The organism is Inquilinus ginsengisoli, assembly GCF_050434925.1.
Taxonomy (GTDB): Bacteria; Pseudomonadota; Alphaproteobacteria; order DSM-16000; family Inquilinaceae; genus Inquilinus; species Inquilinus ginsengisoli_B.
Map to the genome: position 1 here is coordinate 8220035 of NZ_JBNDJK010000001.1, position 22044 is coordinate 8242078.

Annotated in this window: 20 protein-coding genes; 7 read left to right on the forward strand and 13 right to left on the reverse strand. The window is 65.3% G+C overall.

Going from position 1 to position 22044, the window contains the following annotated elements; genetic code table 11:
• Position 1: 1 nt before the first annotated feature.
• Positions 2 to 2689, forward strand: coding sequence for a hybrid sensor histidine kinase/response regulator (locus QFZ27_RS38360; protein ID WP_429232205.1), 2688 nt, complete (start codon positions 2 to 4; stop codon positions 2687 to 2689).
• 170 nt (positions 2690 to 2859) lie between these two features.
• On the opposite strand, the gene QFZ27_RS38365 is transcribed toward QFZ27_RS38360, so the two are convergent.
• The 7 genes from QFZ27_RS38365 to QFZ27_RS38395 all read right to left on the reverse strand — a co-directional run bounded on the left by QFZ27_RS38365 (position 2860) and on the right by QFZ27_RS38395 (position 8743).
• On the reverse strand, positions 2860 to 3642 hold the full coding sequence (locus tag QFZ27_RS38365; RefSeq protein ID WP_429232206.1) for a Ros/MucR family transcriptional regulator: 783 nt from the start codon (positions 3640 to 3642) through the stop codon (positions 2860 to 2862).
• 189 nt (positions 3643 to 3831) lie between these two features.
• Positions 3832 to 4212: a hypothetical protein gene (locus QFZ27_RS38370; RefSeq protein WP_429232207.1), complete on the reverse strand. Its 381-nt coding sequence runs from the start codon at positions 4210 to 4212 to the stop codon at positions 3832 to 3834.
• A 52-nt stretch (positions 4213 to 4264) separates the two neighbouring features.
• Positions 4265 to 4918, reverse strand: coding sequence for a response regulator transcription factor (locus QFZ27_RS38375; RefSeq protein ID WP_342240649.1), 654 nt, complete (start codon positions 4916 to 4918; stop codon positions 4265 to 4267).
• A gap of 92 nt (positions 4919 to 5010) precedes the next feature.
• Positions 5011 to 5757: an SDR family NAD(P)-dependent oxidoreductase gene (locus QFZ27_RS38380; RefSeq protein WP_429232208.1), complete on the reverse strand. Its 747-nt coding sequence runs from the start codon at positions 5755 to 5757 to the stop codon at positions 5011 to 5013.
• Positions 5758 to 5924: 167 nt separating this feature from the next.
• A complete protein-coding gene (locus QFZ27_RS38385) occupies positions 5925 to 6941 on the reverse strand; it encodes a hydroxyacid dehydrogenase (protein ID WP_429232209.1) in 1017 nt (338 codons plus the stop codon).
• 24 nt (positions 6942 to 6965) lie between these two features.
• Positions 6966 to 7691: an SDR family oxidoreductase gene (locus QFZ27_RS38390; protein WP_429232210.1), complete on the reverse strand. Its 726-nt coding sequence runs from the start codon at positions 7689 to 7691 to the stop codon at positions 6966 to 6968.
• 2 nt (positions 7692 to 7693) lie between these two features.
• Complete coding sequence (locus QFZ27_RS38395; RefSeq protein WP_429232211.1) at positions 7694 to 8743, reverse strand: LacI family DNA-binding transcriptional regulator; 1050 nt, start codon at positions 8741 to 8743, stop codon at positions 7694 to 7696.
• Positions 8744 to 8964: 221 nt separating this feature from the next.
• Between QFZ27_RS38395 and QFZ27_RS38400 the strand changes: the two genes are divergently transcribed.
• From QFZ27_RS38400 to QFZ27_RS38420, 5 genes are all read left to right on the forward strand, one after another.
• Positions 8965 to 10257, forward strand: a complete 1293-nt coding sequence (locus QFZ27_RS38400) for an ABC transporter substrate-binding protein (protein WP_429232212.1) — start codon at positions 8965 to 8967, stop codon at positions 10255 to 10257.
• A 26-nt stretch (positions 10258 to 10283) separates the two neighbouring features.
• Entirely contained in the window at positions 10284 to 11174 is an 891-nt protein-coding gene (locus QFZ27_RS38405; protein ID WP_429232213.1) for a carbohydrate ABC transporter permease, read from the forward strand.
• A complete protein-coding gene (locus QFZ27_RS38410; RefSeq protein WP_429232214.1) occupies positions 11171 to 12067 on the forward strand; it encodes a carbohydrate ABC transporter permease in 897 nt (298 codons plus the stop codon). The genes QFZ27_RS38405 and QFZ27_RS38410 overlap by 4 nt, the downstream gene beginning before the upstream one ends.
• Positions 12068 to 12072: 5 nt before the next feature.
• Positions 12073 to 13179 (forward strand): Ldh family oxidoreductase, encoded by a 1107-nt coding sequence (locus QFZ27_RS38415; RefSeq protein ID WP_429232215.1) that lies wholly within the window; start codon positions 12073 to 12075, stop codon positions 13177 to 13179.
• A 225-nt stretch (positions 13180 to 13404) separates the two neighbouring features.
• The gene (locus QFZ27_RS38420; protein WP_429232216.1) at positions 13405 to 14217 is read left to right on the forward strand and encodes a sugar phosphate isomerase/epimerase family protein; all 813 of its coding nucleotides are present in this window, start codon (positions 13405 to 13407) and stop codon (positions 14215 to 14217) included.
• Between the two features lie 108 nt (positions 14218 to 14325).
• Here QFZ27_RS38420 and QFZ27_RS38425 read toward each other — a convergent pair whose 3' ends face one another.
• The 6 genes from QFZ27_RS38425 to QFZ27_RS38450 all read right to left on the reverse strand — a co-directional run bounded on the left by QFZ27_RS38425 (position 14326) and on the right by QFZ27_RS38450 (position 20271).
• Complete coding sequence (locus tag QFZ27_RS38425; RefSeq protein WP_429232217.1) at positions 14326 to 14535, reverse strand: KTSC domain-containing protein; 210 nt, start codon at positions 14533 to 14535, stop codon at positions 14326 to 14328.
• A 1-nt stretch (position 14536) separates the two neighbouring features.
• On the reverse strand, positions 14537 to 15250 hold the full coding sequence (locus tag QFZ27_RS38430; protein ID WP_429232218.1) for an ATP-binding protein: 714 nt from the start codon (positions 15248 to 15250) through the stop codon (positions 14537 to 14539).
• 165 nt (positions 15251 to 15415) lie between these two features.
• Positions 15416 to 16170 (reverse strand): IS5 family transposase gene (locus QFZ27_RS38435; RefSeq protein ID WP_429227308.1). Its coding sequence is split into 2 segments (ribosomal slippage): positions 15416 to 15829 and positions 15832 to 16170, totalling 753 coding nucleotides; the frame shifts between segments, so codons are not numbered across the junction.
• 63 nt (positions 16171 to 16233) lie between these two features.
• Positions 16234 to 17196 carry an ATP-binding protein gene (locus QFZ27_RS38440; RefSeq protein WP_429232219.1) on the reverse strand — a complete coding sequence of 321 codons (963 nt, stop codon included), beginning with the start codon at positions 17194 to 17196 and terminating at the stop codon, positions 16234 to 16236.
• The gene (locus QFZ27_RS38445) at positions 17193 to 18344 is read right to left on the reverse strand and encodes an SIR2 family NAD-dependent protein deacylase (RefSeq protein ID WP_429232220.1); all 1152 of its coding nucleotides are present in this window, start codon (positions 18342 to 18344) and stop codon (positions 17193 to 17195) included. The genes QFZ27_RS38440 and QFZ27_RS38445 overlap by 4 nt, the downstream gene beginning before the upstream one ends.
• Before the next feature lie 652 nt (positions 18345 to 18996).
• Entirely contained in the window at positions 18997 to 20271 is a 1275-nt protein-coding gene (locus QFZ27_RS38450; RefSeq protein WP_429232221.1) for a hypothetical protein, read from the reverse strand.
• 811 nt (positions 20272 to 21082) lie between these two features.
• On the opposite strand from QFZ27_RS38450, the gene QFZ27_RS38455 reads away from it, so the two are divergent.
• Positions 21083 to 21736: a LuxR C-terminal-related transcriptional regulator gene (locus QFZ27_RS38455; RefSeq protein ID WP_429232222.1), complete on the forward strand. Its 654-nt coding sequence runs from the start codon at positions 21083 to 21085 to the stop codon at positions 21734 to 21736.
• Positions 21737 to 22044 lie beyond the last annotated feature (308 nt).

Consider the following 22044-nt stretch of genomic DNA (forward strand, 5'->3'; position numbering starts at 1 on the left):
CATGGGGCGGGAGGTCGCGCAGCAGGATCGGACGGAGGTTGGCCAGGAGGCCGAGCTGCGGCGCCAGGTCGCCAAGCTGTCAGAGATCAACCGGGCCCTGATGCAGCGGGTCGAGCACAGCCTCGACATGCAGGGCAACGCCTACCAGCTGTTCCAGACCGCGATCCTGCTGGACCAGAAGGTGCGCGACCGGACGCGCGAGCTGGAGCACGCGCTGAAGGCGGTCGAGCAGTCGAACCTCGAGCTGAGCGAGGCGATCGTCACCAGCCGCACGGCGCAGAACCGGCTGCGGGACGCGATCGACAGCATCTCCGAAGGCTTCGCCATCTTCGACCCGGACGACCGGCTGGTGCTGTTCAACCGCCGCTTCCTCGACTTCTGGCCGCAGTTGACCGGCAGCATCCGGCCCGGACTGTCGCTGGACGCGCTGGTCCGCCTCGGCCTGGATGCCGGCATCATCCAGTCGGACGGGCTGGCGCCGGAGGCCTGGATGGCCGAGCGCCGGCTGCAGCGGGCCTCGACCCGCGACGGCGGCGCCCAGCGCTGGGTCTACGCCCTGGCCGACGGGCGCTGGGTCCAGGTCAACGACCGGCGGTCGACCGAGGGCGGCATCGCCTCGATCTACACCGACATCACCGACGTCAAGGATGCCGAGCGGCAGGAGCGCGAGAAGGCGCTGGCCGAGCGCTCGGCCCATCTGCAGGCGACGCTGGAGAGCATGTCGATCGGCGTCGCCGTGTTCGACCGCGACCAGCATCTGGTCACCGCCAACCGGCGCTACGGCGAGCTGCTGGAGCTGCCGGCGGAACTACGCCGGGCCGGCGCGTCGTACCGCCGGTTCCAGGAGTTCAACGACGCCCGCGGCGCCCCGGCGCTGGGCACCGCCTCGCCGATCGGTCCGGGCTCGGCCCGCGGCGTGACCCGAGGGTCTGGCCCGCCGTCCGAGGTGGCGCTGAACGGCCGCTGGTTCGAGGTCAAGGGCGACCCGATGCCGGATGGCGGCTTCGTCACCTCCTATGTCGAGATCACCGAACGCAAGATGGCCGAGGAGGCGCTGCTGGACAGCGAGCAGCGGATCCGGCTGTTCGCCAATGCGGTGCCGACCATGATCTCCTATGTCGACCGCGACCAGCGCTACCGCTTCGTCAACCGCGCCTATCGCGCCACCTATGCGCCGAACGGCACCCCGATCCTGGGCCAGACGCTGCGCGCGGTGCTGGGAGAGGCCGAATACAGCCCGCGCCAGCCCTTCATCGAGCGGGCCTTGGCCGGCGCCACCGTCACCTTCGACCTGCCGCTGCCGGGGTCGGACACCGAGCCGCGCTTCGGCTTCGCCACCTATGTGCCGCATCGCAGCCATCGCGACGAGGTGGTCGGCTTCTTCACCCTGATCCAGGACATCACCGAGCGCCGGCGGGCCGAGCGCATCCTGGAGGCGGCGAATGAGGAGCTGGAGCGGCGGGTGCATGAGCGCACCGCCACCCTGTCCCGGCTGAACGAGGCGCTGTCGGCGGAGGTGGAGAAGCGCCGCCGGATCGCCCGCGAGCTGCGCGTCGCCAAGACCGAGGCGGAACGCGCCAACATCAGCAAGACCAAGTTCCTGGCCGATGCCAGCCACGACCTGCTGCAGCCGCTGAACGCCGCCCGGCTGTTCGTCGCCACGCTGGAGGACACGACCCTGCCGGCCGAGGGCGAGGCCCTGCTGGGCAAGATCGACCACGCACTGGAGAACGTCGAGGAGCTGCTGAACATCCTGCTCGACATCTCCAAGCTCGATGCCGGCCGGGTCGGCGCCAACCTGCAGAGCGTGGCGCTGCCGCCACTGATGGAGGCGCTGCACGACGAGATCGCGCCGCTGGCCCAGCGCAAGGGGCTGGCCTTCACCCTGCTGCCCTGTTCGCTGACCGTCTGCTCCGACCCGCAGCTGCTGCGCCGCCTGTTGCAGAACTTCCTGACCAACGCCGTGCGCTACACCCATGCCGGGCGGATCCTGTTCGGTGCCCGGCGCCGCGGCGACAAGGTCGAGCTGCAGGTGATCGACAGCGGCATCGGCATCCCGCAGGAGCGGCTGGACGAGATCTTCGAGGAGTTCCGTCGGCTGGACGGACCGGAGGGCCAGGCCGAAGCCGGGCAGAAGGGCTACGGCCTGGGCCTGTCGATCGTGCGCCGCATCAGCCGGCTGCTCGGCACCGAGATCAAGGTGCGCTCGACCGTCGGCCGCGGCTCGGCCTTCTCGGTGCTGCTGCCGCTGACCGACCCGGCGCAGATCTGCGCATCGCCGCGCCCGGCCGCGGCCGCCGTGCTGCCGGGCGCGGTCGACCGGGTGCGGGTGCTGGTGATCGACAACGACCCCGCCATCCTGGACGGCATGACCCGGCTGCTGCGCAGCTGGGGCTGCCGCGTCGCCGCCGCCGCCGGCCGGGCCGGGGCGGAGGCGCGGATCAGGGCGGAGGGGTTCCGGCCGGACATCGTCCTGGCCGACTATCACCTCGATGCCGGGCAACGCGGCACCGAGCTGATCATCGCCCTGCGCCACGCCCTGAACGAGGAGATCCCGGCCGCGGTGATCACCGCCGACCGCAGCCCGGAGGTGCAGTCGATGGTGCAGGCGCTGTCCGGGGTCAGCCTGCTGACCAAGCCGATCAAGCCGGCCCGGCTGCGCGCTCTTATTGCATCGGCGCGGCGGTGAGTCCTTACACCAACAGCCCGAACCATTGACTCGTCATGGCGCGCCCCGAAGGGGCGTGGCCATCCAGCGGCACGATCTCTGGATGGCCACGGCCCCCCGGATCAAGTCCGAGGGGCGCGCCTCGCCATGACGGAAAAGGACCGGAGAGCCGATCTGTGAGCCCGCTGGTATCAGACGCTCCGGCGCCGCCCCAGCTTGCGGGCCTTGGCGCGGGCCGAGCACATCTCGGTATAGCCCGGCGCGGTCATCGGATAGCTCGCCGGCAGTCCCCACCGGTCCCGATATTCGTCCGGCGTCAGGTTGTATGCCGTCTTGATGTACCGCTTCATCGACCGGAATCGCCGGCCGTCCTCCAGGCAGATGATGTAGTCGGGCGTGACCGAGAGATTGACGGGGACCGCCGGACGGCGGCCGGTCTCGGGCGGCGGCTCCGGCGCCTTGTCCGAGGTCGAGATCTGCTCCAGCACGCCGTGCAGGTCGGCGATCAGCTTCGGCAGCTCCTGGCTGTCCACCGAATTGCGGGCGAGATAGGCCAGGACGATGTCGACCGTCCAGGAGAGCGCATTGCCCTCGCCCCGCTCCGCCGCGGCCCGGACGTCGGCCATCGGCTCGATCGCGGCCTGGGCGGCAGGCTCGTCGCCGCGCCGCGCCGGACCAGCGGTCGGGGCCGCCCCGGCAAGCCGCAGCGGAGCCGGGTTGCCCACCGTTCCGGGCGTCCCCGTGGCATGGCCCGACCTTCGATCGGCGACCTGCAGAACCGCGGCATGTGCGATCGCATCAACGACAGGATGGTCAGGGGCTTCGGATTTCGACAGCAAGATACGCCTCGCAACAATTGGACTCTGAATTCGGAGAAGATTGCGCGAAATGGTTGCAGACATTTGTCCTATCATTTCCGAAAGAATCTGCGCGAGCGAGATTTGTAACTGAACGTTGCTGACGCCGAGGCTCATAAGACTATAAACCTATGACCAGAAGGGGGCCCGGCCTCGCCTGTTTGATCTGCCGGTTATCTTGATTTAAGGAATTAAATCCTTGTTGCTTACGAAGATTTCATGTCGGTTACGCTCTGGAAGAGCCCTCTCTCCGGCGCCATCAACCACCGGCGCAGCACGTCCGGTGCCCTCGCTCTCCGGCCAGCCTCAATGGTCGAATGGCGTCGGACCCGTCCAGCCGAGCACGCCGATCACCGGCGGCTCGACCGTCGTGATGAGCCAACGATCCGGCCCCACCCAGGATATCGCCCTGAAGCTGACGGTGAGCCTGCCCGTCTCCTGCCACCAGGCCATCAGGGCATCCGGAGCCTCCCATTGCTGGGGCTGATACTGGAACGGCAGGCCATCGCCGTTCAGCGCCGAAAGCTTCCGGAACAGATCCTCGCTTTCCCAGGCGTCCCTCGCCGGAAAACGGGATCTCCGAAGGCAGCCCGGACTCACCGGCGCCGCCGAGGATGATGCGGTTGCCCGACAGGCGGACAACATGGCGCGGCGGCACCTCGCCGGGCCGGCCATGCTGAACGGCAAAGGGAAGCCTTCGTCCCGGATAGGTCATGCCGTCCCGGACCGGGCAGCGGTCTCAAAGGGCGCGGCGGTACTTCTGGAACAGGATCACCGCCTGGGTGCGGCTGGAGACGCCGAGCTTCTGCAGCAGGCTGGAGACATGCGCCTTGACCGTGGTGATCTGGACGTCGATGGCGTAGGCGATCTGCTTGTTCAGCAGGCCCTCGGCCATCAGCTCCAGCACCTTGCGCTGCTGGTTGGTCAGGAGCTCGAACCGGCAGCGCACCGCCTCGTCCAGCGGCTCGTCCTCCTCCAGCTCGCCCGGCCCGATCACGTCGAGCCCCTCGGACGGAGTGTAGCTGCCGCCGTCGAGGATGGTGGAGATGGCGGAAACGATGGCGTCGCGCGACAGCGATTTCGGGATGTAGCCGACGGCGCCGGCGTCGAAGCATTCGCGCATCACGAAGCTGTCGGCCAGGGCCGAGATCACCGCCACCGGCACGTCCGGCCGCCGGGTGCGCAGCGAGCGCACGCCCTTGACCCCGTTCATCCCCGGCATGCGGAGGTCGAGCAGGATCAGGTCGATGTCCATGACCGAGGCGATGCGCTCGACCGCCTCGCCGAAGGTGCCGCTCTCGAGCACATCGACCTGGTCGTCGAGCGACTTCAGCGTGCCGACGAGGGCCTCGCGGAACATCGGGTGATCGTCAGCGACCAGGACCGTGCGCATCGGCGACATCCTTGTCTCGGCGGCAAGTGTGGAATTGAACGCCGCGGGAGTCCCCCGGGTCAAGCGATAAGGTCCCGCCTTGGCCTTTGGTCTCAGAAACCGATGCCGCCGTTGATCTGCAGGATCTCGCCGGCCAGGAAGGAGGCGCGGTCCGAGGCCAGGTACAGCACGGCCTCGGCCACGTCCTCCGGCGTGCCCTCGCGGCGCAGCGGCGTGCGCTCGACCACCGCAGCGCGGCCCTGCGGCGTGTTGAAGACGTCGTGGAAGCGGGTGCCGATCAGCCCCGGGGCGACGCCGTTCACCCGGATGCCGAGCGGCCCGACCTCCTTGGCCAAAGCGCGGGTGTAGGTCGCGACCGCGCCCTTGGTGGCGGCGTAGTGCGAGGCGCCGGGGCCGCCGCCGTCGAAGGCGGCCAGCGACGCCATGGTGACGATGGCGCCGGTGCGGCGCGGCTCCATCGACCGCAAAGCCGCCTGGCAGCACAGGAAGGTGCTGGTCAGGTTGACCGCGATCGCCTGGTTCCACAGATCAAGCGAGGTGTCGACGCAGCGGCTGCGCTGCAGCAGGCCGCCGGCATTGGCGAACAGCACGTCGAGCGGCCCGAACTCGCGTTCGGTGCGGGCGAACACCTCCGTCACCGCCTCCGGCCGGGTCAGGTCGGCCGGCAGGGCCAGCACCTTGGCGCCGCCCAGCTCCGCCGCCAGCGCCGCCGCCTCGTCCCGGCTGGTGGCGTAGGTGAAGGCGACCCTGGCGCCGGCCTTGGCGAAGGCACGGGTGGTGGCGGCGCCGATGCCCGAGGCGCCGCCGGTGACGAGCACGACCTTGTCCTGGAAGCTCATGGGAATTTCCTTCGATGCGTAGATCGGAGACCGTTCGAGCACGCGTCTGGCGTGAGTCGGATGGCGGTGGTTTCGAGAACCGGAGCGCAGCGCACGTTTGGTGCGTGAGCACCGGAAGCGGAGAAGCCGCCATCAGACGGCCGCTCCGGGCGTGTGATCGGACGGTCTCAGGCCATCGTCGCGAGCATCGCCGGCGTCACCCGGTGGCGCAGCGGTTCGCCGGCCAGGAAGCGGCAGATCTCGTCGACCGTGGTCGCGCCCTGGCGCTTGTGCGAATCCGCGCTGTGGCCGGCGGCGTGCGGCGACAGCACGACGTTCGCCAGGTTGCGGAACGGGCTGTCGGCCGGCAGCGGCTCCTGGTCGAAGACGTCGAGCGCGGCGGTGAAGCGGCCGGTGCGGAGCGCGGCCAGCAGCGCCGCCTCGTCGACCAGCGACGGGCGGGCGGTGTTGATGAACAGGCAGCCGTCGCGCAGCCGCGCCAGCTGGGCCGCGCCGATCATGTGCCGCGTCTCCGGCAGCGCCGGGGCGTGCAGCGAGACGATGTCGCAGCCGGCCAGCAGCTCGTCGAGGCTCGCGCGTTCGACCCCGAGCCCGGCCGCCTTCTCCGTGGTGAGATACGGGTCGGAGACCAGCAGGCGGCAGCCGAAGGCGCGGAACAGCCCGATCACCAGCCGGCCGACATAGCCGGCGCCGACGATGCCGACCGTTTGCGCGCCCAATAGCCGGCCGAGATGGCGCTGGCGCAGGTCGAGCCAGCCCTCACCGGCCTTCATCCCGGCGTCGTGCTTGTGCGGCTCGCGAAGGATCGACAGGGTCTGGGCAATGACGAACTCGGCCACCGATTCCGCGATGTTGACCGCGGCGTGGGAGACCTGCAGGCGGCCGCTCTCGATCGCCGCGGGCGGCACCAGGCGGCGGACGCTGCCGGCGGAATGGGCGACCAGGCCGAGCCCCGGCCGGGCAGCCAGCACCTCGTCGCCCAGCGGCGGCGTGCCCCAGCCGGTCAGCGCCGCGACGGCGCCGTCGAGCAGCCGCGGCAGGCTTTCCGCGGTCAGCTCGCCCGGCCCCGGCGCCCGCACCGTGGCGGCGGCGGCCAGCGCCTCCTCCGCCGCGGGCGGGATCATCTGCGCCCGCATCTCCGGCGTCAGCAGCAGCGCCACCACCGGCCTGGATCCTGTCGACATCTTCGCGTCCTCTGATGGGGCCGGTCAGCTCCGGCTCGGCTGCAGCATGATCTCGGCGACATGGGCGCGCGGCGGCAGCGCCATGACGAACAGGCAGGCGGCGGCGACATCCTCCGGCTGCAGCGCCTTCCGGCGCGCCTCCGCCGGCACCGGCACCGGGCGCTTGTCGAGCAGCGGCGTGTCGGTCATGCCGGGCAGGATTACGGTCAGCCGCAGGCCGTTGTCGCGCTCCTCCTCCATCACCGCGTGCGACAGGGCCATCACCCCGGCCTTGGTCGCCTGGTAGGCGGCGCCGGAGCGGTCGGGCCTGCGCGCCGCGACCGAGGCGATGTGGATGATCAGGCCCTGGCCGCGGCCGCGCATGCCGGGCACCACGGCGCGAGTCAGGTTGAAGGCGGCGGTGAGGTTGGCATCGACCATGCCGGCCCAGCTGTCCGGCGTCAGCTCGCCGAAGGCACGGCGGGCGATGTTGGTGCCGACCGAGTTGACCGCGACATCGATCGCCCCGGCATGCGGCGCCAGGGCCGCGTCCAGCGCCGCCGCATCGGCGGCGTCGGCCGCGATCACCACCGCCGGACGGTCCGGGGCGATTTCGCGGATCTCCCTAGCCACCGCATCCAGCCGCCCACGGTCGCGGCCGAGGAGAAGCAGCGAGCCTCCCTCCCCCGCGGCGGCCAGCGCCGTCGCCCGGCCCATGCCGCTGCCGGCGCCGGCGACCAGGATCGTCCGGCCGGAAAGCACACCCGCCATCGTCAGACTCCTTGCTTGGGCGGCGCCGTCGAGGCCCGCACGATCAGCTGGGGCATGGCGCTGACATGCGCCTCCTGCCCGTCATCGGTGCCCTCGAGCACCCGGATCAGCGCCCCGACTGCGGCTTCCGCCATCGGCGCCAGCGGCTGGCGCACCGTGGTCAGCGCCGGATGCACGACGGCGGCGAGGTCGATGTCGTCGAAGCCGACGATCGAGATGTCGCCGGGGATCGCGGCGCCGAGGTCGCGGGCGCCGGCATAGGCGCCCATTGCGTACATGTCGTTCACCGTGACCACCGCGGTCGGCGGGTCGTCGCGGCTGAGCAGCTCGCGGATGCCGATGCGGCCGAGCTCCGGCCCCTCGGTGTCGCCGTAGCCGCCGATGCCGGCGCCCTGCCAGACCAGGGCGGGGTCGAGCGCCAGCCCGGCCTTGGCCATCGCGGCCTTGAGCCCGTCGAGGCGGCCGGCGCGGCTGGAGGTCTTTATGGGTCCCGACAGGAAGCCGATGCGGCGGTGGCCGAGGCCGACCAGGTGCTGGCCGGCCAGCCGGGCGCCGAGCTCGTTGTCGACGCTGACGCTGCAGGCCACCACCTCCTCCGCGCCATGGCCCTTGCGGTCGAAGGCGGCGACCACCAGGCCGCGCTTGGTCAGATGGGCGATGTGGTCGAAGGACAGCGGCGAGGAGCTGAAGATCACCCCGCGCACGCCGGAGGACAGCAGCGTCTCGGCATAGCGGGCCTCCAGCTGCGGGTCGCGCTCGGCATTGCAGAACAGCACCTTGTAGCCGAGAGCGGTCGCCGCGCGCTCGACCTTGTGCGCCAGCGCCCCCCAGAACGGGTTGGCGACCGACGGCACGATCAGCCCGATGGTGCGGTTGCGGCCGGACTTGAACTGCTGGGCCAGCGCGTTCGGGGTATAGCCGAGATCCTCGATCGCCCGCAGCACACGCGCCTTGGTCTCGGCCTGCATGCGCCGATGCCGGCCGTTCAGCACGTTCGACACCGTGCTGGCCGAGACCCCTGCCGCCCGCGCCACGTCGAGAATGCTCGCCACGTTTCCCCGGCTCATTCGTTCAGTACAACGTTTTATCACGAATAGCGCCGGCCTGCCGCCACTGTCAAATGGCGGATTGCAGGACCAGGCCCCAATTATGAAAATCCTCCGTGTTGACTTGTCCGGCGAAGTTGGTGTTACGTTGCACCAACCGGGCACCAACGAGCCGGTCATGGTGAAAGGCGCAACAAGCGCACCACCGCCCATGGGGGAGGACCCAAATGTCCAGGACACTCAATCGACGCGACGCTTTGCGCTACGGGGCCGGGCTGATGGGAGGGCTGGCTTTGGCCGGCCTCACGCCCCGCGCCTTCGCCCAGGACACGGCCCGCATCCGTTTCGGCGGCTATGTCGAATCGCAGGAGCAGTTGAAGCAGACGCTGGCGACGCTGAAGGCCTATACCGACAGCCATCCGGGGGTCGACATCGTCCCGGAATTCACCAGCTTCGGCGCCTTCACCGACAAGCTGGCGACCGAGGCCGCGGGCGGCAACGCGCCCGACATGTTCAGCGTCAATGTCGACCTGTTGGGCGAATACGCCCGGCGCGGCGTGCTGGCGCCGCTGAACGGCTACATCCCGAAGCCGCTGGACCTGTCCGACTATGTCGACGGGGCGATCAAGGCCGGCACCCTGAACGGCCAGCTCTACGCCATCCCGAACGACTGCATCGCCCCGGCGATCACGGTGAAGACGGCGGTGTTCGAGGAGACGGGCGTGCCCCTGCCCGACCAGATGTGGACCTGGGAGCAGCTGGCCGAGACCGCGGTCGCGATCAGCAAGGCCAAGGGCAAGCGCTTCTGGGGGCTGGAAGATGCGGGGTCGAACTACATCCCCTGCGACGTCTTCCTGCGCGGCATGGGCAAGTCGATGTTCACGCCGGAGCGGCAGTTCAACTTCAGCCGCGAGGACCTGGCCGAATGGTTCGCCTACTGGGCCCGGCTGCGCGACGCCGGCGGCATCCCGCCCGGCGAGGTGCAGGCGCTGGCCAATGGCGACGACCCGGCCCTGACCGGCCTGATCAGCGGCCGCGCGGCGATGTTCGCGTCGCTGACCGACAGCTTCGTCGGCCTGCAGGCGCTGACCGAGGACGACCTGGTGCTGCACATGCTGCCGAACGGGTTCAAAGGCGGCACGCTGGCCCAGCACCACTACACCTATGCCGGCAACTCCACCGGCCTGTGGACCAAGTCGCCGCACAAGGACCGGATCGTCGACATCATCCGGTTCATCCATTTCGAGCCGGCGGGGATCGAGCTGTACTACCGCGGCAGCGGCATGGTGCCGGCGTCCAAGGCCGGCCGGGCCGCCCTGGCCAACGAAGGCACGGACGCGGACCGCAAGATCATCGCCTATATCGACCTGTTGCAGCAGAACCCGGCGCCGCCGCGCTATCCCGGCATCACCGGGATGTCCGGCATGCTGCGCCGGGCCAACGAGGCGGTGGCCTTCGGCAAGATGAAGCCGCAGGAGGCCGCCGACCAGTTCATCGGCGAAGCGAAGGCGCGGCTGTGAGGCGGCGGGGCGCCAATCCGAGGGGCGTGGGCAGCACGGCGGAGCAGAACGGCGCCGCCTTCCTGTTCCTGGCGCCGTGGATCGTCGGCGCCCTGTGCCTGACGCTGGGGCCGATCCTGGCGTCGCTGTACCTGTCCTTCACCAGCTACGACCTGTTCAACCCGCCGGTCTGGGCCGGGCTGCACAATTACGAGCGGCTGCTGTTCGAGGACCCGCGCTATCTCCAGGCGGTCAAGGTCACCTTCAGCTACGTGTTCCTGTCGGTGCCGCTGAAGCTGGCCTTCGCCCTGGCCGTGGCGGTGATGCTGAACCGCGGCATCGCGTTCCTCGGCATCTATCGCGGCCTGTACTACCTGCCGTCGCTGCTGGGCGGCAGTGTCGCCGTCGCCATCATGTGGCGGCAGATCTTCAGCTATGACGGGCTGATCAACCACGTGCTGCTGTGGTTCGGCATCGACGGGCCGAGCTGGATCTCGAACCCGGACACCGCGCTGTACACCCTGGTCAGCCTGGCGGTGTGGCAGTTCGGGTCGCCGATGATCATCTTCCTGGCCGGGCTGAAGCAGATCCCGCAGGATCTGTACGACGCCGCCGCGGTCGACGGCGCCGGCCCGGTGACCAAGTTCCTGCGCATCACCCTGCCGCTGCTGACGCCGATCATCTTCTTCAACTTCGTGATGCAGATGATCGGCGCGTTCCAGGCCTTCACGCCGTCCTTCATCATCAGCAACGGCACTGGCGGGCCGGCGGATTCGACGCTGTTCTACACCCTGTATCTCTACGAGCAGGGCTTCACCAACTTCCAGATGGGCTACGCCTCGGCCATGGCCTGGATCCTGGTCGGCATCATCGCCACCGCCACGGCCGTGGCCTTCCTGTCGGCCCGCTTCTGGGTGCATTACGGGGACGGGCGATGACGGCCCCGGCGCAGGACAGCGGCCGGATGCACAGCGGCAGCCAGGGCCTTCCTTTCTGGATGGCCGATGTCCGGCCGAAGCGGATCCTGATCCACCTGGCGCTGATCGCCGGCGCCATCGTGATGATCTACCCGCTGCTGTGGCTGGCCAGCGCCTCGGTCAAGCCGTCCAACCAGATCTTCTCCGACCCCGGGCTGTGGCCGTCGAAGCTGCGGCTGCAGAACTATGCCGATGGCTGGCGCGGCGCCGCCCTGCCCTTCAGCGTGTTCTTCGGCAACTCGTTCCTGATCTCCGCCCTGGCCGTGATCGGCAACGTCATGGCCTGCAGCCTGGTGGCCTACGCCTTCGCCCGGCTGAACTTCCGGTTCAAGCGCACCCTGTTCGCGCTGATGCTGGCCACCATCATGCTGCCGCTGCACGCGACGCTGATCCCGCAATACATCCTGTTCCACAGCCTGGGCTGGGTGAACACGATCCTGCCGCTGGTGGTGCCGAAGTTCCTCGCGGCCGACGCCTTCTTCGTCTTCCTGATGGTGCAGTTCATCCGCGCCATCCCGCGCGAGCTGGACGAGGCGGCGATGATGGACGGCGCAAGCCCGTTCCGGATCTACCGCTCGATCATCCTGCCGCTGCTGACCCCGGCCCTGGTCACCACCGCGGTCTTCTCCTTCATCTGGACCTATGAGGATTTCCTGACGCCCCTGGTCTATCTGACCGACATGGCCTCCTATACCGTGCCGCAGGGGCTGCGGCTGTTCATGGCCTCGACCGGCGTCTCGGCCTGGGGCCCGATGCTGGCGATGTCGCTGCTGTCGCTGGTCCCCCTGTTCGTCCTGTTCTTCGTCTTTCAGCGCCGGCTGATCGAGGGGATCGCGACGACAGGCCTGAAATGAAACCCATGGGACCACCGATGCTGATCCGCCACGACACCCTGACCCAGCTGGTCGGGGATATCTTCGCCGCCCAGGGCTGCAGCGCCGCCGAGAGCGAGCGCATCGCCCGCTATCTCGTCGCCGCCAACCTGACCGGGCATGACAGCCATGGCGTCATCCGCGTGCCGCGCTATGTCGGCATGCTGGCCAAGGACGAGGTGCGGCGCGACGTCACCGCCGCGGTCGTCACCGACACCCCCGCCTTCGCCCTGGTCGATGGCGGCTACGGCTTCGGCCAGACGGTCGGGCCGCAGGCGGTGCAGCTCGGCATCGACAAAGCGCTGAAGGGCGGCGTCGCGGTGGTCGGGCTGCGCCATGCCGGCCATCTCGGCCGCATCGGCGAATGGGCGGAAATGGCGGCCGATTCCGGCCTGTGCTCGCTGCACTTCGTCAATGTCGCCGGCAGCGAGCTGGTGGCGCCCTTCGGCGGGGTCGAGCGGCGCTTCTCCACCGCCCCCTTCGCCGCCGGCTTCCTGGTACCCGGCCGGGCGCCGGTGATCCTGGACTTCGCCACCTCGCTGGTGGCCGAGGGCAAGGTGCTGGTGGCGGCCAATGGCGGCAAGCCCCTGCCCGAGGGCGCGCTGATCGAGCCGGACGGCACGCTGAGCCAGGCCCCCGACACGCTCTACGGCCCGCCGGTCGCGGGCAAGGCGCGCAACGCCCAGGACGGGCTCGGCGCCATCCGCGCCTTCGGCGAGCACAAGGGGTCGGGCCTGGCCCTGATCTGCGAGCTGGTGGCCGGCGCCCTGACCGGGTCGGGCTGCGCCGGGCCGGGGCCGCGCCGCTTCTGCAACGGCATGCTGTCGATCTACATGGCGCCCGGCCAGTTCGGCTCGGCTGAGGATCTGGCGGCCGAGACCACGCGCTACATCGACTATTTCAAGGCCTGCCGCCCGGCCGAGGCCGGCAGCGAGGTGCTGCTGCCCGGCGAGCCCGAGGCACGCCGCCGGGCCGAGCGCATCGCCGGCGGCGTGCCGTTGCCCGACGAGGTCTGGCGCAGCCTGGGCGAGACCGCCCGGGCCGGCGGCCTCGACCTCGCCCGCTACCCGACCCTGCCAGCGGCCGGAGCATGATCGCTTCAGGTGAACTCTGCGCCTTCGCGTTGCCTCTCCCGCTTCTTGAGTCCCCCCTCCCCTTGCGGGAGGGGAGACTCAGCTTGAATTCGTCTTGCCTACTCCAAACCCGTCATCCCCGCGAAAGCGGGGATCTCGCAACGCTTTGACCGGAAAGAGATTCCCGCTTTCGCGGGAATGACGAAAAGGGCCTTGCCCCGCCGGCCCCTGCCTCCTGGAGGAACAATGTCCGAGCCGATCCTGACCGTGTTCACCAAGCCCTGGACGGGCCCGCTGCCGCAGCTGGCCGACACGGTGGCCGGGCTCGGCCTCCAGGGGGTGGAGCTGCCGGTGCGCCCCGGCTACCAGGTGACGCCGGAGACGGCAGCGACCGGTCTGCCGGCCGCCGCCCGCACTTTGGCGGCGCGCGGCCTGTCGATCCGCAGCATCGCCGGGCCGGTCGACGAGGCCACGGTCGCCGCCTGCGGCGAGGCCGGGGTGCCGATGATCCGGATCTGCGTCGCGGTCGACCCGGCGGTCGGCTTCCGCGCCACGGTCGACGGCTGGCGCCGCCGGTTCGACGCGCTGCTGCCGGCGCTGGAGCGGCACGGCGTGGCGATCGGCATCCAGAACCATTCCGGCGCCCAGATCGGCAGCGCCGCGGGGGTGCTGTACCTGATCGAGCGCTACGACCCGAAGCATGTCTGCGCCGTCCTGGACATGGCGCATTGCGGCGTGGCGGGCGAGCCGGTCGAGCTGGCGGTCGACATCCTGTCGGACCGGCTGCGCCTGGTGAACTTCAAGAGCGCCTATCAGCGCCGGCTGACGCCGCCGGAGGAGGATGCGGTCTACAAGGTGCACTGGACCACGCACCGGCACGCCGCCTATTCCTGGCGCGGCTTCGTGCAGGTGCTGCGGAAGGTGCGCTATGACGGGGCGTATTGCCTGCCGGCCGAGTACAGCCATCCGAGCGGCCAGGGCCAACGCATGGGGGATGAGGTGGTGCCGTTCCTGAGGGGGGATATCGGGTATTTGAAGGGGTTGCTGGGGGAGGTGTGAAAATCTGGAGTTCAGGCGGAGAAGCGGTCGCCGGAAGCGGCCGCCCCCTCTGTTGGGACCCGAGCATCAGTCTGTGAGTTTGCTGTGTTTCGTTCTTCTTTAATATTACTACATCTTCGAACATGAATAAGGTGGCTTAATCTCCTTATTTATAAACGATCCAATAGAATCTGAAGATATTAATCTTTCAAACATAAATAATGGAACATTATAATATTGATATACGCCGGATTTTATGAACTCCACTTCAAGTGTTTCGCTATTTTTATCATAACCAATTGAGGCAATACTTGTTGAACTAACAGATTGTCGCTCCAATTTATTTTTCCTCCTCTATTTTATATTTTAATTTTGAATTTTGAGAACGCCAAGCAGCCACTAGCGCGATATAGTCACCTTTTGCCGGCTCTTTCGACCAAGATGCAGCGACTAGCGGATCTCCGCTCTCGGGACGCTCCCCTTCACGAGGCAACGTCACACGGCAGCGAATCGGTAATCGTGCTGCTTCGCCGATGATAATGGCTTCGCCCGTACGCAGAACGGGAAGGCTATCGACCACTCCACTTAAATTGTCAGGTAAGGCAGCCTGGACTTTAGCACGATCATTTCCATTCGAAAGCCTAAGCGAAAAAAAAGTCCCACATTGCGAAAGTATAGTCTCGTCTATTTCCGATGGTCGTTGACTAACAATCATCGCACCCACACCGAACTTACGTCCCTCCTTAACAATTCGCTGAACCATCTCTCGAGCGGGGCTTTCCGTATCTTTTCCGAGATATCGATGCGCCTCTTCCATGACAACAAGCTGCGGCCGTTGCCGACCACCCTCTGGTAGCTCCCGTCCCCAAAACAAGCCCTCGTAAATAATGTTCAGAATGCCACCGATAAGACGCGACATCACTACGCTTGGAATACCGGACAGATCCAATATGGTAATGGGTCGATCATGACCAATCCAACTTTCTAGCAATTGGGGCAGATCTTTGGCGACGGCACCACTAAGGTTAGGCTCCCAATCATCCGGATGCATCATGAAATCATACCGCCGGTCTAAGAGCCTCGACCGCAGCTGGGATAGCTGGCGCCGAATTGAGAGAACGCCGATGTTGTTGGTGAATGGGGACGTATTGCCGAGGCCTGGCATAGGATATTGCGGTGGAGAGAGAGTTTCGGCATCACCCTTAGGCTCCAGACTCAATCAGATCCAGAAGACAAGCAAAGTTGCGAGGGCGACGGCGGACAAGAAGTTTCGGGCCAGCTTGTCGTAGCGAGTGGCGATACGTCTGAAATCCTTCAATCGGCCGAAAGCATTCTCGATCAGATGGCGAGATTTGTAGCGAGCCTTGTCGAGCGGGATCTTGCGCTTGCGGTTGGCCTTGCCGGGGATCACTGGCCGGCCGCCGCGGGCGCGGATCATCGCGCGCAGGCCGTCGGCATCGTAGCCCTTATCGCCGATGAGATAGCCCAAGCCCGCCGCCCGCTCGATCAACTTCGGTGCAGCGGTCACATCGGCGACGTTGCCGGGCGTGAGGTCGACGACGAAAGGGCGGCCGATCACGTCGGTGAGCGCATGGATCTTCGTTGTGTTCCCACCGCGCGAAGGCCCGATGGCCTGCGCCTTGGCCCCCCTTTTCCGCCATAGGCGGCGCGCTGGGCCTTCACGTAGGTGGCGTCGATGGCGACGGCGTTGGTCGCCGCACCGGCGCTGGCGAGCGCTTCCAGCATGCCCGTCCAGAAGCGCTTGCGCGACCAGCGGTTGAAACGGTTGTAGATGGTCGTGGCCGGGCCATACGCCCCGGGGCAATCTTGCCAGCGACAGCCGGTCCTCAAGACGTGGAAGATGCCCGACATGACGCGACGGTCGTCCTGGCGCCGCGCCCCAGGCTGGTTCGTCGGCATGAACGGCTCGATCGCCGCCCACTGCTCGTCGTTGAGCCAGAACAGATTGCTCATCAGTCGTCCCCGCTCCCTTCTGGTCGATCCGGAATCCGGGTGAATCACGATTCACCGACTTCATCAAGAGGATGATTGGGTTTTAACCCTAGCAATTATCGCAGAATCTGTCCTAGCTTGATTATTCCAGGTTTTTAACTCCGGATCTATGAGTTCGAACCACAGTTGCTTTAAGCTAAAAGGTATTGGACTCTCCAAAGTTAATGATGTTACATCGACACCTGGAAAATCGGATGTCTCCGAAACGGATATTTTTGCATCTAGTATCTTATCCTGAATAGCTGTTAGTGCCTTTTCTTCGACCTTCCCCATAAGGAAAAGAATCAGATCATCTATATCCATCGCCCAGTATGGAACGACTAGCTTCTCCTCAGTAGGTCCTGGATTAACCTTGAATGTTTTAGCAACATTCGAAAGAGCTTTTGTGTACTCCCCATGAATGTCCAGAAGCAGGATACGAGCAGATGGAAAAGATTTTTCCTTTCCTTGCCCTACTGAAATTGACCTGAGAAGGCTGGCGACGGTGGTCGATTTTCCTGATCCGGTAGATCCAAGGATAGCTGAGTGCCTGCTCACGAGTCTATCGAGGTCGATTCTGACTGGAATGCTCTCCGCCGCTGCAAGACGACCCACTGTTACCTGACCTGAATCCGATGTCCCATATATTTTGCCGAGATCCTCTTCGGTAACTAAATGCGCCTCATCATTTATCGACGGATACTGACTAATGCCACGTTCAAAGGTAGCCTCGACAATTTCGCCAACGAGCTGAATCGTCATCCATCGCTCACCGCGAGCTGCCGCGTCCCTAAGCGTCTCAGGCGTTGCACTTGCCCCAACGTCGGCGATGATGCCGTATAGATCATGGTAACCTTGTGGGATTCTGACAAAACTTCCCACCTGGCCAACTCGATAAGTTCGTCCTCCGATGATCGCGATACCTGAGGCGATTCCCTCAAATTGCCGGACGCTGATTGTGGCTCCAGACACCGCTCCGACATATCCCAGCAGGGTCGGCGCGCTCATGGCGCCGCACTCGGAGCGGCTATTGGGGAGAAGATTTGTGCTGAACGGGAGGCTGCAAAAAATTTGCAGAATGGTTCAACTGCCCCGAGCAGAAATTGTTCCGGGTCAGATCCCTTAGCTTGTCCCCAGTAAGTAGAGCGAATTGGGCCCCAGTCCTTGCTGGGAAGATCTGCGGGGACGACCCAAGGCCCCGCGGTGCAGTTGATCATCGCCTTATCGCGTGCGTACACACTGAAATTTGGGCGCTTTCGTGCTAGATCGCATGCGGCCCCCTCCTCCGCGAGAGTTTTGAACTGAAATGCAAACACACTGGCGGCTGCATTTTCAGCTAACCCTTCATCAATCCGCGCAGCGACATGAGCGTCGGCGTAAGAGAAGCCTATGGAAATTAACAATGTGTCATTGGCGCTAAGGAATGTCCTCAACCGATCAAATAGAGCTGTGTAGGGTGCCTTTTGCGTCTGGTCATATTTGAGGTGTTCCGGGAAGACAAGGTGCGTCGCGCTCCGATTCCCAGTTCGAATGACCTCTTCTCGTTCGCCGGCGCTCCACCCCAGAGATCCGTGAAGTTTCCATAAGCGTGTCCACCGAGAAGGAAGATCGTTACGCGAGACAGAGACCGGATCAAAGAAGGGCTCTCGACCGCCTACGAAACCATCGAAGTATGGCGCGCGGATCGCTTCGAACGCTTCCTCAAGTAGAAGATCATAGTTGGTGGTAAAAATCTCGATGGGACTATCTCTAGAAGTTCCGGTTATCCAATTTACTAAGTCAGAGTAGGCAGAATTTGGCTTTGGCAGCAATACATCGACAATTTTTCCAATTTCAGCACAAATGTCACTACCGAACTCATCAAATCCTGGTCCATCCATATTGTGAAGCTTAGTATTTCCAATTACTTTTGCCAAAATTCGGACTCTAGAAAGAATTGTCTCTATATCATTCTTGGGTAATTCTTCCTTAAGAGAATTGATCTGAGGTCCATATTTCCCAGCCAGGGCTGTCAAGACTTTGTCTGTTAGGCCAACCACGGCTGGTATAAGAGGATAGGTGCCGTCAGCTTTAGCCATTCCGGCGGGCGCTCCCGCTCCGATAAGAAATCCAATTCTTTTGCGACCCTGCGCAATGATAGTGCGCAGCGACGCCATATATTGATCAGGGTTGTGAATATTTATAGCCATATATTTTTTCCTAAAGCAAGGCCTTTTTCTAAAATTATTGTGGTTCTACTTGAAGTTTTTTTCTCGTTCTAAAACTTTTACTGCGAGACGTTGGGTAAGCGGGGCACCTATTGTCTCCGAATACAGAATAATTTACACAGCAAAATGGCTTAAGGCTCCGTCTTTGCAATGGTAGCTCATATGTGGGCTGAGAAGCCAGCGCGCTCGTGTCTGCCGAGCCGTTGGCCTTCAACAGCGCACTCGATGGTCAGGGTACGCCCACCCCAACGCAATTTGACAACCCCCGCCACCCCGCGCTAGCATCGTTTGTGTACAAACAATAACCGCCGGGGAGCGTTTCATGTCTTTCACACTCAATCGACGCCGGTTCGGCGCCCTGCTCGGGGCCGGGCGCTGGCCGGAGCGATGCCGCTGCGCCGGGCGCGGGCGGCCGAGACCATCTATGTCCTGAACTGGCAAGGCTACGGCACCGACGATGCCTAGGCCCTGAAGGCCTTCGCCGGACGGCCGGCAGCGAGGTCAGGCGCGACCACTTCAACGCCTAAGCGGAAATGCGGACCGAGCTGCGCAAGGCCCGGCCGCAGAGGGCGGGGCCGCCCCCCCAACGGCAGCTGCTGAGTCAGGAAGCGATGATCGGTACACGCTCCATTTCGAGCAGGATATCCATCAGAGTTCGATGGTGGAATTCAAAGCCACGCCCATCGATCAGCCTCGGCGCCCCGATATTGGCGTAAGGCGTGAGCCGACGGAACAAGTCGGAGCATCTCGAGACATCGACCCGCACGTCGAACCCGGCATCGGCGAGAGACTGCGCATTGCCGATGATCTGGGTGATGTTCCGGGACAGCGTCAGTATCCCGACGCCTGTCCAATCTTCTTCCGATGCCACGGTCTTCAGCGCCGCAACGCATCTCTGGACCAGCGACGGCACCTTGGTGTGAAGGCTGTCCAGTGTCTGACGACGAGCCGCGATCGCTGTTTCGTACCGCGCGGTGAGCGTGGCTTCCGTGACAGTCCCGAACGAGGACGCCGTGAGCTCGTCGATCCGGCTGACGATCCCGTCGCACAAGGCCTTCTCGGCATCGAGGGTGCGCCAGCTGTTCCGGATCTCCAGAGCCAGCCTGCGAACCTGATCGGCCTGGCCGTAGAACTTGCCGGCCTCTATGCACGCCGCTTTCGCGGCTTCGTACCGTCTTTCCCATTCGGCCAGGGAGAACGGCTTCGGGTTCATCAGCGAGAGCTGATCCCATCGCACGGCGGCGTACAGCGTCTCCAGCTCCCTCAGGGCCTGGCCCATGCCGGTTCTGCGGGTCTTGGCCAGGCGACCCCTGTTCCGTGCCCAATGCTCGCTTGTCAGGACCTCGGCGAGCGGCGGGGCCACGGCGACGGGCTGGCTCGCGAACGCCGCCGTGTTGGCGGCCTCCTGGTGCCGCCGGTCGAAACCGGCCTCCGGCCGCGACAAGACCTCATCGACCCTCCCGAACCGCGCCGGCCGGCCTGCAGTCGCCTTGGGCGGCAAGGGGGGCAGATCCTTCTCGCGTGGATCGACGCCCGCAGGCCTGTCGAAGGACGGCTTGAGTGCGGTTGCGGCGGACGGCCGGGCGCCTTGGGCCGACAGTCCTGTCGAAGCGGGAGCTGCAGGATGGTCGCTCCGCCGGCCCCGACCGCCATCCGACGGTCCCGCCCGCCGGGGCAATGCGGATGAGCGACTGAACGCGGCCAGCTCTTCCTCCGAATGGAACATGCGTCCGCTGCCGTCCGGCAACAATGGCAGTGGCCTGATCGCCGGCCGCTCGTTCCGAGGAATGCTGCATAACTCGCCCACCCAGCTCTCAAATGTGTCGGGGCCGCTCTGCGACAGGCTTGCAGCGGGGGATGGCTTCCGGTCGGGCATCGAATCCGTATCCGTGAGATCTGGCACCATGAACCGGCGGCGGCACAGCCGCCGGGAGGATCGAACGATGCTCAGACTTGTGTGCTCGCATCGTTTCGGCCGAGCCCTTTCCGGTTACGGATGCAGCAGAGTGACTCGCATGCGCCATTGCGAGCAGCGCCGGCCGCTTCTTCGACGGGACCGTCATGGCCTCCGCGCGGACGCGGCGCTGCAGGTCGAGAGAACGCCGTTCCTGGCTGTTGCTGATCGCGTTCCCGGGCCTGCTTCCATCGCCCTGAGCGACTTGGCCCAGCCGGCCTCTAAATCCGCCTGCAGGTCTTCATCGGCTTTGAATAAATATCATACGAATGTATGTAACCCAGCTAAGCCTCCCAGCAGTCATGCCGAGGCCGGACGGTCTCTGGAGGGAAGCCCGCCCTGGCTCCTGCGAGCGCGGCCCCGCTTCGATTCGTGCCGGGCAACAGGCTCTACGCCCCGATCTGCGGCCGGGCACACTCCCTTTGCCGCAACCATCGACCATAAGGGGTACATAGACCCTCATTGATTTTGCATAAAATATCATACAATTATATTTGAAATGGCCCCGCGGAGCCAACCGGTGATGGCAAACCGTATCGGCTCTGCGAGCGAGAATTAGAAGCAGCAAGAAGCCTTCATTTGAATGAAGCGGGAAGGTCGAGCCTTACTTCAGATAGAACAAGAGGCGATTATGCATTTCGTTAGAAGTGAAGCGGCAGCGCTTCCCGCCATCATTGGGGCGGCAGGACCGGCAATCGATTGTTCCGCCGGGGATCGAACGGCGGACCATCCCGTGCCGGGCCCGACGGTCGCGATCATCGACAGACGGGCCCTGGGCCGGGAGACCCTGACGCAGGCGCTGGCGGCAACGGATGCGCGCCTTCGGATTCGGGCATTCGCCGACATCGGCGAGTGGGAACGGAGCGCGGAACGGGGCGACACCTCGGTGATCCTGCTGGAGTGCGGCGCGGCCGGCCACGATCATCGGCCCCTTGGGGACGAGCTCCGGGCGCTGGTCGCCGCGCATCCCGGCATCCCCGTGGTCGTGATGGGCGAAAGCGAGGATCCCCGCCATGTCGCCGAAATCCTGGGGCAGGGAGCCCACGGCTACATCCCGACCAGCGTCAGTCTGAGCGTCGCGATCGGCGCGCTTGGCCTCGCGATGGCCGGAGGTACTTTCGTCCCTGCCAGTGCCCTCCGGAACTCAGGCCATGAGCGGCCGGAGTGCGAGCAAACCGTCCACAGCCTGTTCGGCCTCTCGGAACGACAGGGCGTCGTTGCCGATGCCGTCGCCCTGGGCAAGCCGAACAAGATCATCGCCTATGAGCTGGATCTGTGTGAAAGCACCGTGAAGGTGCACATCCGGTCCATCATGAAGAAGCTGCAGGCCCGGAACCGGACCGAGATCGCCTTCAAGCTGCACGCGGCGAAAACCCGCGCCGCCTGACATGGAAAGGCCGCCATTGTCTGGCGGCCTTTCCAGCTTCAAGCGTTCCTTCCCGATCCGTCAACACGGGCAAGAATACTTTATCCGCAATACCGTGTGCCGGGTGACGGCCCGAACACATTCATTTCCTCGGTCGAAGCGAAGTAACCATAACACGCTATTCAAATACGCCAAATACGCCTTTCGAAGTAGGCGGCCTTTTTCGACGCCAGATGCCGGGCCGGCTCTCATCGCCGGGAGGCCATCGCGCTGGGCGACAGGCCTAACCCATCCGGCCCTGGAATGCCCTTGCAGGTTGCTGCCTCGCC

Excerpts from the sequence above, each read along its gene's own strand:
- QFZ27_RS38380 (WP_429232208.1), bottom strand. The coding sequence starts at position 5,757 with ATGAGCTTCCAGGACAAGGTCGTGCTCGTCACCGGCGGCGCCTCGGGC.
- QFZ27_RS38410 (WP_429232214.1), top strand. The coding sequence starts at position 11,171 with ATGACGGCCCCGGCGCAGGACAGCGGCCGGATGCACAGCGGCAGCCAG.
- QFZ27_RS38445 (WP_429232220.1), bottom strand. The coding sequence starts at position 18,344 with ATGGCGTCGCTGCGCACTATCATTGCGCAGGGTCGCAAAAGAATTGGA.
- QFZ27_RS38420 (WP_429232216.1), top strand. The coding sequence starts at position 13,405 with ATGTCCGAGCCGATCCTGACCGTGTTCACCAAGCCCTGGACGGGCCCG.
- QFZ27_RS38360 (WP_429232205.1), top strand. The coding sequence starts at position 2 with ATGGGGCGGGAGGTCGCGCAGCAGGATCGGACGGAGGTTGGCCAGGAG.
- QFZ27_RS38390 (WP_429232210.1), bottom strand. The coding sequence starts at position 7,691 with ATGGCGGGTGTGCTTTCCGGCCGGACGATCCTGGTCGCCGGCGCCGGC.
- QFZ27_RS38430 (WP_429232218.1), bottom strand. The coding sequence starts at position 15,250 with ATGATGCATCCGGATGATTGGGAGCCTAACCTTAGTGGTGCCGTCGCC.
- QFZ27_RS38415 (WP_429232215.1), top strand. The coding sequence starts at position 12,073 with ATGGGACCACCGATGCTGATCCGCCACGACACCCTGACCCAGCTGGTC.
- QFZ27_RS38450 (WP_429232221.1), bottom strand. The coding sequence starts at position 20,271 with ATGCCCGACCGGAAGCCATCCCCCGCTGCAAGCCTGTCGCAGAGCGGC.
- QFZ27_RS38440 (WP_429232219.1), bottom strand. The coding sequence starts at position 17,196 with ATGAGCGCGCCGACCCTGCTGGGATATGTCGGAGCGGTGTCTGGAGCC.
- QFZ27_RS38400 (WP_429232212.1), top strand. The coding sequence starts at position 8,965 with ATGTCCAGGACACTCAATCGACGCGACGCTTTGCGCTACGGGGCCGGG.
- QFZ27_RS38385 (WP_429232209.1), bottom strand. The coding sequence starts at position 6,941 with ATGTCGACAGGATCCAGGCCGGTGGTGGCGCTGCTGCTGACGCCGGAG.
- QFZ27_RS38365 (WP_429232206.1), bottom strand. The coding sequence starts at position 3,642 with ATGAGCCTCGGCGTCAGCAACGTTCAGTTACAAATCTCGCTCGCGCAG.
- QFZ27_RS38375 (WP_342240649.1), bottom strand. The coding sequence starts at position 4,918 with ATGCGCACGGTCCTGGTCGCTGACGATCACCCGATGTTCCGCGAGGCC.